Source organism: Hydrogenophaga sp. (assembly GCF_026125785.1).
Taxonomy (GTDB): Bacteria; Pseudomonadota; Gammaproteobacteria; order Burkholderiales; family Burkholderiaceae_C; genus Hydrogenophaga.
On record NZ_JAHCKL010000042.1, the window covers coordinates 1 to 2,393 of the forward strand.

Below are 2,393 nucleotides of genomic sequence, written 5' to 3' on the forward strand. Positions count from 1 at the left end.
CAACATCGAGGCGATCCGGCCGATGAAGGACGGCGTGATCGCCGACTTCACCGTCACCGAGCAGATGCTCAAGCAGTTCATCAAGATGGTGCATCCGCGCTCGATGTTCAAGCCGAGCCCGCGCATCATCATCTGCGTGCCCTGCGGCTCCACCCAGGTGGAACGCCGTGCGATCCGCGAATCGGCCCTGGGCGCCGGCGCCTCCGAGGTCTACCTGATCGAGGAACCGATGGCAGCGGCCATCGGCGCGGGCCTGCCGGTCTCCGACGCCTCCGGCTCCATGGTCGTGGACATCGGCGGCGGCACCACCGAGGTCGGCGTGATCAGCCTGGGCGGCATGGTCTACAAGGGCAGCGTGCGCGTGGGCGGCGACCGCTTCGACGACGCCATCATCGCCTACATCCGCCGCAACTACGGCATGCTGATCGGCGAGCCGACCGCCGAAGCGATCAAGAAGCAGATTGGCTCGGCCTTCCCCGGCAGCGAGGTCAAGGAGATGGAAGTCAAGGGCCGCAACCTCTCCGAGGGCGTGCCGCGCAGCTTCACCATCTCCAGCAACGAGATCCTCGAAGCCCTGACCGACCCGCTGAACAACATCGTCTCGGCGGTCAAGATGGCGCTGGAGCACACGCCTCCCGAGTTGGGTGCGGACATCGCCGAGCGCGGCATGATGCTCACCGGCGGCGGCGCCCTGCTGCGCGACCTGGACCGACTGCTGGCCGAGGAAACCGGCCTGCCGGTGCTGGTGGCCGAAGAGCCGCTGACCTGTGTGGTGCGGGGCTGCGGCATGGCGCTGGAGCGCATGGAGCGCCTGGGCACCATCTTCACCAGCGAATAAGCCTTACCTTCCGCGGCCGCCCGATGCGGCCCCCGCCTCCAACCGCGACCTTCGCTGCGCCTCATGCCACTGGGCACCCTGGACCGGACCCCGCCCCCCTTTTTCAAGCAAGGGCCGTCGGCCCTGTCCAAACTGGTGGTGTTCAGTGCGATCGCGCTGTTTCTCATGGTCGCAGACCTGCGCTTCAGCCTCACCGCGCCGCTGCGTGCGGCCGTGGCCACTGCGCTCTACCCGGTGCAATGGGCGGTGCTGCAGCCGGTGCAGATGGCCACCCTGACCAGCAGCTATTTCACCTCGCTGCACGCGGCACAGACAGCTGAGGCCGACGCGCTGCAACGCCTGACCACCCAGGCGCAGCGCAGCCTGCAGCTCGAGCAGATCGTCCTGGAGAACCAGCGCCTGCGTGAACTGCTGGCCATGCGCGAGCGCACCGGAACACAGGCCACCGGTGCCCAGGTGCTCTACGACGCGGCGGACCCCTACTCGCGCAAGGTGGTCATCGACCGCGGCCAGACCCATGGCATCCAGCCCGGCTCGCCGGTGATCGACGAAAGCGGCGTGCTGGGCCAGGTCACGCGGGTCTACCCGCTGGTCTCCGAGGTCAGCCTGCTGGTGGACCGCGACCAGGCCATCCCGGTGCTCAATACGCGCACCGGCGTGCGCAGCGTGGCCTATGGCCAACCCTCCACACGCGGCGACGGCATGGAGTTGCGCTACACCCTGGCCAACGCCGACATCGAGGAAGGCGACCTGCTCGCCACCAGCGGCGTCGATGGCGTCTACCCTGCCGGCCTGCCCGTGGCGCGCGTGACGCTGGTCGAGCGCCAGGCCGAGTCCTCGTTCGCGCGCATCCAGTGCGAGCCGCTGGCGCGCATGCAGGGCGCGCTGCACGTGCTGGTGCTGACCCCGGTGGGCAACGATCTGCCGCCCTCTCCGCTGGCCGATCCTGCGTCGTCCGAGCGGCCCGCGCGAGCCGGCACCGGCCGCAACGGCAGCCCGCGCACGGAGGAGGCCACGCCATGATCATGCGCCCCGGCCAGCAACTGCTGCTGCCCGCCAACCCGGTCTTCATCTGGTTCAGCCTGTTGAGCGCGCTGATGTTCAACATGCTCATGAACATGGGCCTGTTCGGCCGCGCCGCCTGGGTGCCCGACCTGCTGGCCGTGGTGCTGGTGTTCTGGAGCGTGCACCAACCCCTGCGCATCGGCGTGGGTGTGGCGTTCACGTTCGGCCTGGTCATGGACGTGCAACAGGGCGCGCTGCTGGGCCAGCACGCCCTGGCCTACACGGCGCTGGGCTTTCTCGCCATTTCCATGCACCGGCGCCTGCTCTGGTTCAGCGTGCCCAACCAGGCGATCCAGGTGCTGCCCCTGTTCGTGGCGGCGCATCTGCTGGAGATGCTGGTGCGCCTGGTCGCCGGCGGCAGCTTCCCCGGCCTGTCCTACCTGCTCGCGCCCGTGATCGAAGCCGCGCTCTGGCCGATCGTCAGCGTGCTGCTGCTCGCACCGCAGCGCCGCGCGCCCAACCCTGACGACAACCGGCCGTTATGAGGACA

3 protein-coding genes are annotated in these 2,393 nt (G+C 69.0%); all 3 read left to right on the plus strand.

The window, feature by feature from the left end:
* Positions 1-838 (plus strand): rod shape-determining protein (locus KIT53_RS20195; protein ID WP_297756284.1); only part of this gene is annotated, 838 nt, incomplete at its 5' end.
* A gap of 63 nt (positions 839-901) precedes the next feature.
* Positions 902-1,861, plus strand: coding sequence for a rod shape-determining protein MreC (gene mreC, locus KIT53_RS20200; RefSeq protein WP_297756287.1), 960 nt, complete (start codon positions 902-904; stop codon positions 1,859-1,861).
* Entirely contained in the window at positions 1,858-2,388 is a 531-nt protein-coding gene (gene mreD / locus KIT53_RS20205) for a rod shape-determining protein MreD (RefSeq protein ID WP_297756288.1), read from the plus strand. Before mreC ends, mreD begins: the two co-directional genes overlap by 4 nt.
* Positions 2,389-2,393 lie beyond the last annotated feature (5 nt).